Below are 14,844 nucleotides of genomic sequence, written 5' to 3' on the forward strand. Positions count from 1 at the left end.
CCTGTGGTGTCTTGAAAATACGGCTTTTTATTGAGACAGTACAGGATAGTTGATTAGGAGTTTGTTAACAACTTGTTTGCAAATCACTCAATGAAGAATACATTATTTAAGAAGATAGTAGCTAGGGAGGAGTTTGAACGAGTTTCAGTTCCCGATGACAGACTAAAGGGTAGCAAGGGTTTCTTGGGAATGTATGCTGGGGAGCATGCAGCAGGAACCGAGTTTGTCATCGGGCCTCTCTTTGTAGCACATGGCGTTTCAGCCGGAGACTTATTTGTCGGACTTTTAATAGGAAACCTTTTAGCAGTTTTAAGTTGGGGACTGATCACAGCTCCTATTGCTGTCAAGAAACGCTTTACTTTATATTATCAGTTGGAAAGGATCGCAGGCAAAGGCGTCGTCAATTGGTATAACCTTGTCAATGCCCTAATGTTTTGCTTTTTGGCAGGCTCCATGATAGCCGTCTCGGCCACCGCTGTTGGAATTCCTTTCAATTTGGAAATGCCGACTTTGACAGACTGGATGCCAAGGACATCCGGCTGGGTGATAACGGTTTTGCTAATGGGAGCCATCATCACTTTGGTGGCAATCCAAGGCTATTCCCAAGTATCCAAATTTGCAAATATCATGTCTCCGTGGATGATTTTGATATTTGCAGCAGCTGGAATTGTCGGCTTAGCCCAATTGGGAGTGAGCTCATTTGATAGCCTAATCGCAACAGCGAATGAGGTAATCTGGACGGGTGTCCCGATGACTGGTATGTCCAAGTTTACTATTTGGCATATTATATTCTTTGCATGGTTTTGTAATATGGCCATGCATATTGGAATGTCAGATTTGACCATTCTGAGATTTGCAAAATCTTGGAAATATGGTTTCTTGACCTTTGCAGGAGTGTATTTAGGCCATTTTCTAGCTTGGTTGGCATCAGGGATTCTATATGCGGTTTTTCTTCAAGCTAATGCTGCATCTCAGGAATTTGCGCCAGGAGCCATTGCCTATCAGACTTTAGGCTTGGCTGGGGCTGTCTGTGTGGTCGTTGCTGGATGGACAACTGCCAATCCGACAATTTATCGGGCAGGTCTTGCCCTACAAGGGATTTTTCCTAAAGTTCCTTCTTGGAAAATCACAGCCATTGTAGGTGGAATCACAAGTTTGGCAGCTTGCTTCCCGGCTTTAGTGATGAGATTATTGGATTTTGTCGCGCTTTATGGGTTGCTGTTGATGCCTATGGGAGCCGTGATTTTTGCGGATTTTTATTTCTCCAAAAAATTCGGATTTCAGGATGAACAAGCATTGAACTCTCATGCCAATTTTAGTATGCCTGCATTTTTGTCTTGGATCTTGACCTTGGCCTTCTGTCTATTCCTGAACTTCTCCTACGGGGTAGATATCTTCTTTTTAGGTCTACCAGGATGGTTTGTAGCAGTTGCCATATTTGTTGTGCTTTCCCGAATTCAGTATCCACTTAAGAAACAGCTGATCGCATGAAAATCCTGACTAAAATCGTTTCTTTCGCTGGTTTAGCCTTGACAATTGTTCCTCCAATCATGTTTTATTTGGGAAGTGTGGAATTGGATTCTGCCAAAATTTACATGGGAGTAGGAATGTTCATGTGGTTTGTTTCTGCTCCATTTTGGGTAAATTCAAAAGCCTAATAATAGATTAAAACACCTTCATATGCCTTCAAGTGAATTTCAATTGCTTTCCAGTATTCTGGAAAATAAAGGAAAATCTGTTTCAGATATACTTTCAAAAATTTCAGCTTTTCAAATAGCAGTTCCTAGCTGGGCCTTAGGTGCTGGAGGAACTCGTTTCGGTAGATTTTCCATTGGAGGAGAGCCCAGAAATTTGGAAGAAAAGCTAGAAGATATTGGTTTGCTTGCCAAGTTGACCAAAAAGACTGATGCTGTTTCACTTCATATCCCATGGGATATTCCTGAAGATGTGGAGGCAATAAAACAAAAAGCTCAAAGTTTGGAAATTAGCTTTGATGCAATGAATTCCAATACATTCCAAGATTATGGGCAGGATTTGACCTATAAAATGGGCTCTCTGAGTAATTCTGATTCAACTATACGCCAACAAGCAGTAGATCATAATAAGCAAGTAATTGAAATTGGAAAAAGCTTGGGAAGCAAAGGTCTGACAGTTTGGTTGGCTGACGGAAGTAATTTCCCAGGTCAGGCAAGTATTAGAAAAGCACTTCAATGGACTTACGAATCTCTTCAGGCAATTTATAAGGATTTACCGTCAGATTGGAAACTGCTTTTGGAGTACAAGCCTTATGAGCCAAACTTTTATCATACCGTAATCCCTGATTGGGGGACTTCCTCATTCCTTTGCAAGCAATTGGGAGATCAGGCCAAAGTCTTGGTGGATTTGGGACACCATCTTCCAAATACCAATATTGAACAGATCGTGGCGACATTGATGCATCAGGATATGTTGGCTGGCTTCCACTTCAATGACAGCAAATATGGTGACGATGATTTGAGTACAGGAAGCATTAAGCCCTATCAATTATTCTTGATTTTTTGCGAATTGATTGGTGGTGCAGAGGATGGAGCACAGGCTTGGGAAAGCATTTCTTGGATGATTGATGCAAGTCATAACACCAAGGATCCTTTGGAAGATTTGATCCAAGCCTTGGAAGCCATTGCGATTGCCTATGCGAAAGCATTGCTGGTAGATCGGGAGAAATTAACCCAATGTCAGATGAGTGGTGACACAGTTGGTGCTCAGGAAATCCTTCAAGATGCATTCTTGACTGATGTAAGACCTTTGGTTAAGGAAGCAAGACTTCAATCCGGCGGAGTTGAATCGCCTCTGGATTATTATAGAACCGAAAAGATCAGGGAAAAGCTAATTTCTCAGAGAGGGAAAAACTCTCAAGCAACTGGGCTTTAATCCAAACTGGATTTTAAACCCGAAATATGCAATAGCAATTCTATTCCATCCATTAATTGCTTCAAAATCAGACATTACATTGCTGTTTTCAACTGCACCATAGGGGTGCTATGCCTCAGTTTCCAAACAGCCTGATTTTCTTGCGATTAATGCCTTCATGACGAAACCTATTGCATAATCCGGGTTAAAATAATGGGCTGACCTGTCGATTTGGAAATCGGTAGGTTGGCCTTTGTTTCTTCTAGCCATTTATAAAGTTTACCGTAGAGTTCCCTTACTTTGGTTGGGTTTTCTTTGCTCAAATCAAGCTCTTCGGAAAGGTCATTTTTTAAATTGTAAAGTTCCGTTTTTTGATTTTCATAGTGCAATACCAATTTCCAATCTCCAGACCGAATCGCCGCTGCGGGCATTCCCAATTGATTGGAAAAGTGGGGGTAATGCCAGAATAGATCACTTTCTCTCTCTTGATCTCTGTTGTCAAATAGGATTGAACTCAGACTTTGCCCATCCCAGGCTTTTTGAGGATTCAGACCCGCGATTTTTGCAAATGTAGGAGCCAAATCCAAATTGCTTGTTGCGTATGAGGTGACTCCCGGTTTGATTTTTTCAGGCCAATAGGTAATCAATGGAACTCTGATTCCGCCCTCATAGGGATGACCTTTCCATTTCTTTAAAGGATCTAAATTCGTTGGGGTTGGTCCAAGTTCTGGAAGTCCAACTCCTCCATTATCTGAGGTGAAAATGATCAAAGTATTCTTGTCAAGTCCTTGTGATTTAAGTTCTTCCAAAATTAACCCGATTCCATCATCAACAGACTCAATCATTGCTGCATAATAGGGATTATACTTTCCGTCAAACTTCTCGTATTTCCTAAGGTACTTACTTACTTTATCTCCTCGTGGAACGACAAATACATGAGGCGCAGAATAACTCAGGTAGAGGAAAAAGGGCTTTTGACTTTCTTTTTTATCCAAAAAATCTAAAGCATAAGCAGTAAGCTTGTCAGTTAGATAATGCTTTCCTGAGTCCAAGAATATATTCTGATAGCTGTCTTCGAAAACCCCATAATTGTAATAATCCAAGCCATTTTTTCCGATCATTCTTGAAAAATCAAAGCCTTGAGCCCATGGAGTTTGATCTTCCTCGTTTCCAAGATGCCACTTTCCAATCATGGCGGTTTGGTAGCCTTTTTCTTTAAATAGTTCAGCTAAAGTCACCTGCTTTCCTTCTAGAAATGGGTTCCAATTTGCAGGGTCGATGGATAAGCTGTCAGCTTTTCTATTTCCTGCAATAAAATTGGTGAGGTGATATCGAGTAGAATGAATTCCTGTCAATATCCCTGCGCGGGAAGGGGAGCAAACAGGACTTGATGAATAGGCATCAGTGAATTTTAGTCCATTTTCAGCCAAAAAGTCAAGGTTTGGGGCTTCTTGAAAAGGATTCCCATAAGCTGGTAAATCAGTATAGCCTAGATCATCCGTCAAAATGAAAATAATATTGGGTTGTTCAGGATTTTGAGCAAAAGAGGAGGTGATGGTTGAGAAGAGGAAAAAGACTAAAAGTCTAAGAATCAAATTTCTATTCGAAAGGATGGTGGTCTTATTCACTTTGAGTTAAATTGGGTAAAAGAAGCTACTGATCTATGAAACTTAACCCAAAATCCCTTTTTTTTCTCATACTTCTATCCTGTGCCTCCCCAAATGAGTCAGATGAATCTCTTGAAATTTTAGACCCTGAGATGGAATCATTTTTTTCTGAAAACTCTCAAGCGGAGGTCTTGGCAGCGGGATTTGATTGGGCTGAGGGGCCTCTTTGGCTTCCCGACCAGGAGGCTTTGATTTTCACAGATGTTCCCAAAAACAAAATATGGCAATGGTCGGAGCTCAATGGAGTCAGTCTATTTTTGGAGCCTTCTGGGTATTTGGGTGAGAGAACTGATAAAAATGAACCTGGGGCAAATGGGTTGATTTTAAATGAATCGGGCGAATTGGTTTTGTGTCAGCATGGTGAAAGACAGGTTGCCAAAATGATTTCTTCATTGAATGATCCTAAACCTGAGTTTGAACCTATTGCTCAGTCCTATGAAAGTAAGAAATTGAATAGCCCTAATGACTTGATTTATAATTCCAAAGGACAATTGTTTTTCACAGATCCACCCTATGGCATGGATCCTTGGGATGAAAAAGAGTTGGATTTTCAGGGTGTTTACAGAGTTGATCCTGACGGAGAGTTGATTTTGCTGATTGATAGTCTTTCCCGTCCCAATGGAATTGGGCTGAGTCCTGATCAAAAAACACTTTACATAGGACAATCAGATCCTGAAAAAGCCAGATACTATTCCTTTGATCTGGATGGAAATGGGGATGTGATTGGAGGTAAAATGATCCTGGATGTTACCCATCTTCAATCCGAAGAGAAAAAAGGATTGCCTGATGGATTGACGGTTCATTCTTCAGGAACTTTGTTTGCTACAGGTCCTGGAGGAGTTTTGGTAATCAGTCCTGATGGAAAACACTTAGGAACAATCCTAACCGGAGAAGCAACTGCCAACTGTACTTTTGATCCTGAAGAGAGGTTTTTGTATATGACTGCAGATTCTTTCTTGATGAGGATATTTCTCAAGTAGCGGATAAATTCAATCTATTTCAAAGCGATTTTCTACCATTTATATGGTATTAACTGGTAGAAATCAGTCAAATATGATTTTTTCTCCAACGAAACTTAATACCCAATCTGACCATGTCAAATCTAAATTTGAAAGCCAAAAAAGAAACCACTTATGATGCGATAGTAATCGGATCAGGCGCAAGTGGTGGATGGGCTGCAAAAGAACTCTGTGAAAAAGGCCTCAAGACCCTCGTCCTGGAAAGAGGGCGAATGGTTCGTCATATTGAGGACTATCCGACAGCCAGCAAAGCACCTTGGGAATTTGAATTTAGAGGTACAGTTCCCATTGACAAAAGATCGGGCTTAAGTGCGGGAAGATGGCAAACGGAGGAGACCATGCATTGGGCTTTGGCAGAGGATGAACAACCTTATATCGAAGAAAAACCATTTCGTTGGTTTAGAGGATATCATGTCGGTGGAAAATCACTATTATGGGCTCGCGGAACTCAAAGATGGTCCGATTACGATTTTGAAGGGCCCGCTCGAGATGGTTTTGCAGTGGATTGGCCAATTCGATATAAAGATTTAGAGCCTTGGTTTCGTCATGTTGAGACTTTTGCCGGATTTTGTGGAAGTCAAGATGGTTTGGCAGAACTTCCGGATCAGGTGGTTCAGCCTGGCTTTGAATTGAGTTGTATTGAAAAGTATTACTCCGACCAATTGAAGACACTTTATGGAAACCGCCATTTGATCCAAGGGAGGATGGCTCACCTCACCGACCCTCAGGAAATCCATAAGCAGCAGGGACGTAATCAATGTCAAAATCAGAAAATGTGTCGCAGAGGCTGTATTTATGGAGGGTATTTTTCCTCCAATGCTGCAACAATCCCTTGGGCAGAGAAAACAGGGAATCTGACCATTAGACCAGATTCTGTGGTGGAGTCCATTATTTATGATGAAGAAAAGGGAAAAGCAATTGGAGTCCGAATCATTGATAGACATACCAAAGAAGCGATGGAGTTTTATTCCAAAATAATCTTCGTCAATGCCTCAACGATTAATTCCAATGCGATTTTATTAAACTCAAAATCTAATCGATTTCCTGCCGGTTTAGGAAATGACAATGGTCTTTTGGGTAAGTATCTAGGAAGCCATAACTATCGTGGTGGTGGATCTGCTACCTATGAGGGCTTTTTCGACAAAGCACCGGTAGGCCAGCATCCTGGACATGCTTATGTTCCAAGATTTAGAAATGTTTTCAAACAAGATACTGATTTCCTGAGAGGCTATGCGATAGGAATGTCTGGAAGTCGTAGGTTAGGCTCTGATACAAGTATGATCGGACATCAGTTAAGAGATAATTTGCTGAATAAGGAATATGGAGTCTGGACTATGTCTGCTTGGATGCAAGGAGAGATGGTCCTAGAGGAAGATAATCATATGCGGTTAAGTGAAACCGAAACAGATAAATATGGAATTCCGAAGATTGTCATGTCTGTGGAGTGGAAAGAGAACGATGATAAAATGACAAAGGATTTCATGGAGCAGCAGCAAGAGATGTTTGAGAAAATGGGCTTTAAAAACATTTCGGTAAGAGATTCCGGCAATCCTCCAGGATCAGATATTCATGAGATGGGAGGAGTTAGAATGGGACATGATCGCAAGACTTCCTTGCTCAATAAGTATAATCAATTGCATGCCTGTCCTAATGTTTTTGTTTCAGATGGAGCCTGCATGACAAGTACCAGTACCCAAAATCCTACTTTAATGTTTATGACCTTGACTGCTCGAGCGGCAAATTATGCAGTCGATGAATTGAAAAAAATGAATCTATGAACAAGCAATATTTCAGTTTGATCCTTTTGTTGAGTTTTCTCTTTCTATTTCCAAAAGAAAATCAGGCACAAAAGAAAGGTGATCCTTTGTTTCAAGTACCCTTGGGTATAGCTTCTTACACATTCCGAAACCATTGGGAAAATGGAGTAGAGCCCACGCTAGATATCATTCAGAAAATGGGTTTTAAAGAATTTGAAGGCGGAGCTCCTAAAGGAGTGAGTCCAGAGGAATTCAAAAAAATGCTCAATAATCGGGGAATCAGTATTCCATCCACAGGAACTGGTTTTGAGCAATTAGAATCAGATCCACAAGCGGTGGCAGATCGAGCAAAAGCACTAGGTGCGAAATATGTGATGTGTGCATGGATTCCCCATAATCGAGGTGCTTTTTCCAAAGAAAATGCCGATCGAGCGATCAAAGCTTTCAATGAAGGAGGGAAAGTCTTGAAAGAAAATGGAATCATATTCAAATACCACGTGCACGGATATGAATTCCAACCTTATGAAGATGGAACCTTGTTTGACTACATGGTGGAGAATACTGATCCAAAATATGTCTCTCTACAAATGGATGTAATGTGGACTCATTTTGGGGGAGGTGATCCAGCAGGCCTTTTAGAAAAATATGGAGACCGTTGGGTTTCGTTGCACTTGAAGGATTTCAGAAAAGGAGCTCCAAAAGATATGACTGGTCTTACTGGTCCTGAGAATGACGTTCCATTGGGTCAGGGAGAACTTGATTTTCCTGCTATCCTAAAAGCTGCTAATAAAATTGGGATCAAGCACATGTTTATCGAAGATGAAGGAGATCACGAGATAGAGGCTTTGCCAAAAAGTATTGCCTATTTGAAATCATTGAAGTATTAAACCTGAAATATGCATTAGTAATTCTATTTCAATCATTAATTACTTCAAAATCAGCCATTTCATTGCTGTTTTCATCCCGATAACTTTCGGGATTAACATAGCGGTGCTATGCCTCAACTTCCAAACAGACTGATTTTCTTGCAATTAATGCCTTCATGACGAAACCTATTACATAATCCAGGTTAAAAAAAACAGAGGCGCAAATGGGTTTCGCTAGACACCATTTGCAACCTCTGATTTTGAAGTGTAATTAACCGAATTCGCTTCAAAAGCCTACCTAGCCTAACGGGGCTATATAGGGTAGGTTTTTCTTTTTACATGAGGAGTGATTTTTTGATTTAAAGGCTCATTTTAGGTTTTATGAGGCAAATCCCTTTTTATGGATAGGGAAATGGTCTTACAAGTGGTGATTTACGACCAATTCCATAAAGAAATCTCTAAAGCTTTCTCCAATCAAAATAAACTCATCTTTGCTTTTTACTTTCACTCTGTTTCTACTGATGTTTTCGATTTTATCGATAGAAACTATGTATCGCTTGTGGATTCTTACAAAACCTTTTGAGAATAATGTTGTCTCATAGTGTTTGACACTATTCAGGGTAAGAATTGGTTTGGGTTCGTTGAGAAGGTGGATCTTGACATAGTCTTTGTAACCTTCCAGCATCACAATATCTGAAAGTTTGATTTTGATAGAAGAGTACTCAGCTTTGACGAAAATGTAATCATTCCCTTCACTTGTCACTGGTAAAGTTGCAGCTGGATTTCCGATTGTTAATGAATTAGATTTGTTCCCAAGTTTATTGATTGCTTTGAAAAAGCGCTCAAAACTGATGGGTTTCAAAAGGTAGTCAACCGCATTCATTTCAAAACCTTTCACCGCAAAATCACTATATGCAGTCGTGAAAATGACCAAGGGTTTTACTGGTAGATTTTCATAAAATGCTGTCCCACTGATATCCGGCATATTGATGTCCAAAAAAATCAGATCGACTTCTTGGCTCATCAAAAGTGGAGTTGCTTTCAAAGGAGAGCTAAATTTCCCTATCAATTCCAGGTTAGGAAATTTTTCGATGAAATCTTCCAAGATATCAATGGCCAAGGCTTCATCATCTATCACTATACAGCGGTATTTCATTTCTTGATCGTTAAGAAGGTTTTGAAAAGGTTGTTTTCGATCGTTTGATGAAAACTGTGTTTGCCAGGATAGATTAGGTCTAATTGTTTTTCCAAAGTCTTGATACCAAGTCCTTTTTGAGTGGTTTTGGCTTGGTCTTGACCTTTTTTGGTAATGCTGTTGACCACAGAGAATCGGATCTCTTTTTCGTTTTCTTCTAAAGAAATCAGGATAAACGAAGGTGTCACATAGCTGACCCCATGTTTAAAAGAGTTCTCGATCAATGTCATCAAAAGTAGAGGCTCGATTGGGTAATCAAGGTTTTTGACTGATATGGAAAGATTGATGTTTGGGGAGTTGTCTTCCGAAAACTTCAGCTTTTCCAGCTGGATATAATTTTTGATAAACTCAATTTCTTGACTGATGGGAATCCGTGTTTTTCCGGTTTCATAGAGTACATATCGCAGTAAGTCTGAAAGCAGTAAAACTGCCCGAGTTGTATCGTCGGATTTCTTTCTGGCTAAGCTGTAGATATTGTTAAGAGCATTCAGTAAGAAATGAGGGTTTAGCTGATTTTTGAGAAAATTCAATTCTCCAATCGCCTTTTGTTTTTCCATTTCATCATTTCTCTTTCTCTCTCTGTCGAATAGGGAAATCAACTCGAAAGTCGTCCCAAATCCAAGCATAACAAGGAATTGGAAGACAAAAGGAAGAAAGAAGAATCTAGGAAAAAGAGTTTTATACCAAGGGAGTTCCGGTCTTTCATGCTCAGGTCTTGGCATGTTCTCCATGTTGGGACGAAATGGAGGAGGTCCATCAGGAAAGAAATAATTAATGATGGAAAGCAAAACCATGGAAAATACAAGCAACCCCAAAGTGCTGAAAATGTACTTTTTGTATTTGCCTGTATGGATGAATTTTGGAATCAAAATGGCTGAGTTGAGCCAATACATTCCTATCAGATTCACGTTGTAGAGCAGCATCTTGATGATCTGATTGTTGCTCATTTCAGGTCTTGCAAAAAATGGATAAGAAGAGGACAGCAAGATCCCTATGATTGCCAAGTGAATAATCGTTTTGAGAACCTTCTTATCTTTCATTTCTAATATTTCCTGCAAAAGACGCCAATTGAAAGCAATGCCTCTCAATCAGCGTCTTACATTTAAGATTTTTTAATTCACTGAAGATTTAGTCTTCCTCATCATAGGTTTCAAAAGGATAGAATTCCCAGATGTCATCAAATCTTACAGAGGAGCTTTTACCCAAGAGAACAAAAGCTCTCTCTCCATCAGAAAAACTTGATGCTCCTGATCTCAAAGTTCCTTCAAATGCAGTTTTTTCCTCCCACTCATCAGTGCTAGGATGATATTCCCATACATTTCCGATTAGAGATCCATTCGATCCGGTAGCTAGATATCCATAGCTTCCGATGGTGAATGCTGCTGTTGATGTTCTTGCTAATGTGTAGTCATCATCGTCATCCAAATCCGTCTTTTGAGTCCAAGCAAGGGAGCTTCCATCCAAAGCCCAAAGGTCAAATTCATAGGATCCATTATTCAATCCGCCACCGATATAGGCAACGTCATTGATTACAAAGACGAATGCACCCGATCTTTTTGCTCCTCCCATACTGACGATGGTAGACCAAGTGTCTGTGCTTGGATCATATTGGTAAAAATCCTTTTGTTCGCTTCCGTCAAATCCGGTTCCGATGTAGCCGTAATTGGTCAAAGCAAATCCAATCGCAGAGTGTCTGGCTGTGCCCAAGAAATCCGCAACCTGAGTCCAGGAATCTGTCGATGGATCATATTCCCAGAAATCCTGAAGTCTGTTTCTTCCATCATATCCAGTTCCATAATAGGCCTTCGATCCGACACTAAATGCGACAGCATTGCTTCGCGCTACTCCTGGGAAATCTGCTCTTTTGATCCAATAGTCATTGTCAGAGTCATATTCCCAAAGGTCTGTGACATAATCGTCACCAGTGTATCCACCCACTACGTATTTTCTGGTGCCAATGACGAATGAGCTGGCATCGGATCTGTTACTTCCTTCGAAATAGGATCTTCTGACCCAGTTTCCTTCAGAATCTTCCTCGTCTGTAGTTTCGCAGGACCATAGCGGTAGCAATAGAAGTAGTAAGTGCCAAATCTTAAGGTGTTGGTTTACTTTTTTCATGTTCATTAGTTTAAAGGGATAATTGTGATTTCAAGTCTGGTTTTATATCGGTCTGAGTTTTCTCCGACGACCATATAGCTTGTGGTAAATGATTCTTCTGGATAGATGTCTAGAAGTAATGTTCTTTCAGTTTCACTTCCGACTACTTGCTCCTCTATAAAATCAGTGACTGGAATGGTGTAATAAGTCGCTTCCTGAAAGATTTCATCAAAACTGTTCAGAGTTGTGGTCGTCAAATAGCTCTTGGTCTTTTTGTTTTCTGACTGGATATAGACATCAATCTTTTGGGCAAGCGTATTGAAAGTGCTGTTGTAGGTTCCTTTTTTAATCGGGATATATAGATTCGCTTCTGAGATATAATACTCGTAGGGGACATCCCCGATTTCATTGAGACCATTGATCAAAACCCTCACAGAAGTGCCACTTAGTTCATCAGAAAAAGCTAAATCCTGACTTTCACTAGCATCTAATACATCGTATGATATCAAATTTGAAAAAGGAGTGCTGGTATGATCTACCTCCATGTGAGTAAAGCAATTTGAGAAATCACCTATGGAAATTTGGTAATCCATGACTCCTGGTTCCATGTCTTCGTCATTGTGATAAAAGAAAATCAGCTTACTTTCTTTGGAAAATGACATCAATGGGCTCGTTCCATCAGCGGAAAGAGATAGACCTTGCAATGCTTCTCTGAAATCGTCTGTGGTATTGAAAATGGAGCTACTGCCTTTGGCTTGGAGCCAAAGATTATTGGCAAACTCATAAGGCAAAGTGATGCTAAGTGAGTCGTCAGTCGGGTATAGCTGTTTTTCAACCGTCACCAAGGGGCCACGACCTCTCGCAAAGGTTTCAAAGTTGTAAATGTTGTCCTTGTCATCCTTGGGCGTAATCTCTTCAGTCACGGCATAAACCGAAAGTGGAAATCGAAATGCAGTATCATAGTGCGTATCCTCAAGTTGAAGACTCAAGACCAAGGAGTCCAAGACATGGTAGTCTTCAAAGCTTTGGTTTAGAGTAGTCAGTTCCAATTGGAAGTAGGGTTCTGCTATCACATGTCCTCGGATAGGATCAGGATAATTGCCAAGAAGAAAGCTTGTCTTATTGCTGGTGATAATTGAATCTGCCATATAAGTGGAAAATTCGATGTCAGTCATTTCTACCTTTTTTATGGTAAATGGAATTTCGATTTCCGTAATAGGAAGATCCTCCAAATAGTCATTTTCAAAGCAAGAGCTCAGTAGAAGTGTCAAAAGTAAAAGCGAGATTCTCGACTTCATTTTTTTGATTTCAAAACTAGGTGAGGAGTTTTTTGCCTTCCTGACTTCTAGATGTTTCCCCTCTTTTTCTAGAGGAACCCCCTGATTTTATCGATCAAAAGGACTGCTTTCAAAAAAAGTGTTTTAAAGGCTAAGTAGGGAGAAAAGCCTCTTGTGTCTTGAAAAAAAGCCCATTGGTCCAGTTTGAAGTTCAGTGGATTATCCCTGCCCTAGATTGCCGCAAAAAATCAGAAATGAACAAAGCATTTCCCGTTTTGCTATTCTTACTATTAGGCATGGTGACTACCTCTTCATTTGGGCAGAGAGGTCATGGATCCCTTTATTCCACCTATGGATTGGGGCTGCCTTCCTATGATAATTTTGGAATGGCAGGACGAATCGGAGGTACAGGAGCCGCTGTAAGATCACCCTATTTCCTTAATTCAGTCAACCCTGCTTCCCAAACGAGCATACAGACAGGAAACACCTTTATGGTGGATGTGGATGCTAGTTATAATTATCAGCAGGTAAAGACTTCTAGTGGAAGCATAGCAAATAACTTCTCTAATCTGAATTACTTCAGCTTTTGGTTTAGACCATCTCAATTCTTGTCTGTTTCCATCGGTTTAACTCCCATATATACCAAGGATTACAGTTTTTCAGATAGAGTTTACTTCGAAGGGCTTTCTGAGGAATATGATAGGGTATTTAGAGGATGGGGCAACCTCAACAAAGCATATATGAATTTCTCAACCCAGATCAGCCCCAAGTTTTCTGTGGGGGTAAGGCCGTATTTTCTCTTTGGAAATAATACCGAAGAAGCGACTTTCCTCAACGTTCACGAAGATGGCTTTGTCTCCAAGAAGCAAACCTCCTTGACGGGGGTGGGGGCTGATCTGGGTTTTCAGTATATGTTTTTCAGAAATGAAAATTCTGCTTTGATTTTTGGAGCAACTGGGAATATCAATTCCAAAGTCAAAGGGAAGCTAAATGGAAATATTTACACCTATATAGATGATGAGCTGCTGTATGAGGCGGAGGAAAGTACAGAGTCCTATGAACTAGGACCGAGTCTTAGAGGGGGGCTAGCTTTTCATACCAAATCTTGGGTTTGGGCGGCAGATTATCTCTATGCATTGAAAGCTCCTAAAGTTACTCAGTCTGTGGACAATCAGGTGTTTAGTTTTGGAGCAGAGCATATGCCCGATTATTTCAGTACTGATTTTTTCAAAAGATGGAATTATTCCTTTGGAGCAAGCTATCAAACAGGTTCTCTTTCAGTGGAAGGCTTGAAAATCCCGATTTATAGTGTGGGAGCAGCCGTGGGAGTTCCTTTGAATGTATCAAGTAGAGTTTCAATCGGATACAAATACAAAACAACCGGTAACAAGAACACAATTTCCCAAGAAAGCCTACATACAATCACCTTGAATTTCACCTTTGCGGACCGCTGGTTCCAGCGATACAATTATGATTAAAATGAATGCTAAACCACTACCATATTTATTGATTGTTGGGCTTTTGGGATGGGTTTTTCCTGCTTTTGGACAAGTGAAAGAACTTGGAAATGAAAGGGTTGAGGAGCTGCTTCAAATAGTCCGATTGGATGAGCGGGAGTTAATAAAAAAGCTGGACGTTGATACAGATGAACCCTTGGTGAAAGTACTTGAGTTCTCTTTGAAATCTTATGACCAGGGCATTACTCAAGTGGAATCCAAACACCAAAGTTTGATCAATACCTCTTTGAGGGAGTTTGATAAAAAATTAGATGAAATAGAGGATGATATGGATTTTGAGGCGGTTTTGGAACAAATAAATCTCTTGAAAATCACTCTTAGTCCTTTGGAGAAAGAATTTCAAGAGGTAGAAACTCAGCTAAATTCCCGCTTGCAACTCTCACTCAGTGAAAAGCAATTCAAGCAATGGAAGCATTATTTCGAAAGAAAAAAGAAAAATAAGTCAGGTAGAACACCAATGCCTATGGCCGGGCCAACTGCAAAAAGTATGGTCCTATAAAAAACAAACTCAAACCTATTAAAATATTCATGGTGAAGACAGGGGGTAATTGATTTATTTA

Annotated in this window: 13 protein-coding genes; 8 read left to right on the forward strand and 5 right to left on the reverse strand. The window is 40.2% G+C overall.

The annotated features are described in order from the left end of the window. Nucleotides 1-90: 90 nt before the first annotated feature. From BUF13_RS18480 to BUF13_RS18485, 3 genes are read left to right on the forward strand one after another with little or no spacing between them, the layout of a single operon-like run. A complete protein-coding gene (locus BUF13_RS18480) occupies nt 91-1,491 on the forward strand; it encodes a purine-cytosine permease family protein (protein ID WP_073573305.1) in 1,401 nt (466 codons plus the stop codon). Next, nucleotides 1,488-1,658, forward strand: coding sequence for a hypothetical protein (locus BUF13_RS20695; RefSeq protein WP_166669857.1), 171 nt, complete (start codon nt 1,488-1,490; stop codon nt 1,656-1,658). The genes BUF13_RS18480 and BUF13_RS20695 overlap by 4 nt, the downstream gene beginning before the upstream one ends. A gap of 22 nt (nt 1,659-1,680) precedes the next feature. Then, the gene (locus BUF13_RS18485; protein ID WP_073573306.1) at nt 1,681-2,910 is read left to right on the forward strand and encodes a sugar isomerase; all 1,230 of its coding nucleotides are present in this window, start codon (nt 1,681-1,683) and stop codon (nt 2,908-2,910) included. A 167-nt stretch (nt 2,911-3,077) separates the two neighbouring features. On the opposite strand, the gene BUF13_RS18490 is transcribed toward BUF13_RS18485, so the two are convergent. After that, complete coding sequence (locus tag BUF13_RS18490; protein WP_134204587.1) at nt 3,078-4,517, reverse strand: sulfatase; 1,440 nt, start codon at nt 4,515-4,517, stop codon at nt 3,078-3,080. Between the two features lie 35 nt (nt 4,518-4,552). Between BUF13_RS18490 and BUF13_RS18495 the strand changes: the two genes are divergently transcribed. From BUF13_RS18495 to BUF13_RS18505, 3 genes are all read left to right on the forward strand, one after another. Further along, a complete protein-coding gene (locus tag BUF13_RS18495) occupies nt 4,553-5,536 on the forward strand; it encodes an SMP-30/gluconolactonase/LRE family protein (protein WP_073573307.1) in 984 nt (327 codons plus the stop codon). Nucleotides 5,537-5,649: 113 nt separating this feature from the next. Further along, complete coding sequence (locus BUF13_RS18500; RefSeq protein ID WP_073573308.1) at nt 5,650-7,353, forward strand: GMC oxidoreductase; 1,704 nt, start codon at nt 5,650-5,652, stop codon at nt 7,351-7,353. Beyond that, nucleotides 7,350-8,219, forward strand: a complete 870-nt coding sequence (locus BUF13_RS18505; protein ID WP_073573309.1) for a sugar phosphate isomerase/epimerase family protein — start codon at nt 7,350-7,352, stop codon at nt 8,217-8,219. Before BUF13_RS18500 ends, BUF13_RS18505 begins: the two co-directional genes overlap by 4 nt. Before the next feature lie 397 nt (nt 8,220-8,616). Here BUF13_RS18505 and BUF13_RS18510 read toward each other — a convergent pair whose 3' ends face one another. The 4 genes from BUF13_RS18510 to BUF13_RS18525 form a co-directional block, all read right to left on the reverse strand. Further along, entirely contained in the window at nt 8,617-9,354 is a 738-nt protein-coding gene (locus BUF13_RS18510) for a LytR/AlgR family response regulator transcription factor (RefSeq protein ID WP_073573310.1), read from the reverse strand. Continuing rightward, nucleotides 9,351-10,433: a sensor histidine kinase gene (locus tag BUF13_RS18515; RefSeq protein ID WP_243839773.1), complete on the reverse strand. Its 1,083-nt coding sequence runs from the start codon at nt 10,431-10,433 to the stop codon at nt 9,351-9,353. The genes BUF13_RS18510 and BUF13_RS18515 overlap by 4 nt, the downstream gene beginning before the upstream one ends. An 88-nt stretch (nt 10,434-10,521) precedes the next feature. Continuing rightward, nucleotides 10,522-11,511 carry a Kelch repeat-containing protein gene (locus BUF13_RS18520; RefSeq protein ID WP_073573493.1) on the reverse strand — a complete coding sequence of 330 codons (990 nt, stop codon included), beginning with the start codon at nt 11,509-11,511 and terminating at the stop codon, nt 10,522-10,524. Nucleotides 11,512-11,516: 5 nt separating this feature from the next. Beyond that, a complete protein-coding gene (locus BUF13_RS18525; RefSeq protein WP_073573311.1) occupies nt 11,517-12,788 on the reverse strand; it encodes a DUF4270 family protein in 1,272 nt (423 codons plus the stop codon). A gap of 233 nt (nt 12,789-13,021) precedes the next feature. On the opposite strand from BUF13_RS18525, the gene BUF13_RS18530 reads away from it, so the two are divergent. Both BUF13_RS18530 and BUF13_RS18535 read left to right on the forward strand, forming a co-directional pair. Continuing rightward, nucleotides 13,022-14,245, forward strand: a complete 1,224-nt coding sequence (locus tag BUF13_RS18530; protein ID WP_134204585.1) for a hypothetical protein — start codon at nt 13,022-13,024, stop codon at nt 14,243-14,245. A gap of 1 nt (nt 14,246) precedes the next feature. Beyond that, on the forward strand, nt 14,247-14,783 hold the full coding sequence (locus tag BUF13_RS18535) for a hypothetical protein (RefSeq protein WP_134204583.1): 537 nt from the start codon (nt 14,247-14,249) through the stop codon (nt 14,781-14,783). Nucleotides 14,784-14,844: the final 61 nt, after the last annotated feature.

Source organism: Algoriphagus zhangzhouensis (assembly GCF_900148515.1).
GTDB classification, from domain to species: domain Bacteria; phylum Bacteroidota; class Bacteroidia; order Cytophagales; family Cyclobacteriaceae; genus Algoriphagus; species Algoriphagus zhangzhouensis.